The sequence below is a fragment of the Arthrobacter sp. 10T425 genome, from assembly GCF_056393985.1.
This window is the reverse complement of the sequence record NZ_JBFTGZ010000126.1, coordinates 1-372: the sequence shown is the minus strand read 5'-3', so window position 1 is coordinate 372 and position 372 is coordinate 1. Positions and strand designations below refer to the sequence as shown.

The window sequence follows — 372 nt, the reverse complement described above, 5'->3', positions numbered from 1 at the left end:
TGCATCAGCATCCATGGTTCTCCCGCCCGCCCAATCCCCGCGTCAATCCCACGGACTTCAACCGGTACTGGCATTGGCGGGCCGCACGCACCTCACCCACCGCCAAGATATTAAAGGGACCGGTTCCATCGCAGATCATGGAAAAGYTGCCGGCATTGCTGGGGCTGCCGAAGCTGGTCAATGTCGAATTTGTCGTGCGGGATTTTGGCCTGTCCAACCRGCTGGAAATCGCATTTCGCACSGCCTTGTGGGGGACCGACGACACGCGCTCTGCCGGTAGTAAGGCCCAAGGCGGCGCCATCATGGGCGCGATCGTGCCGACGCACCACCAGAAAATGGTGCTGGTCGATTATGAATTGCCTGACCGGGCAG

At 60.4% G+C, this 372-nt stretch carries 1 protein-coding gene; it reads left to right on the top strand.

Annotation, left to right across the window (positions count from 1 at the left end):
• On the top strand, positions 1-372 hold a 372-nt coding region (locus tag AC1DDH_RS20825; RefSeq protein WP_476956270.1), incomplete at both ends, for a hypothetical protein.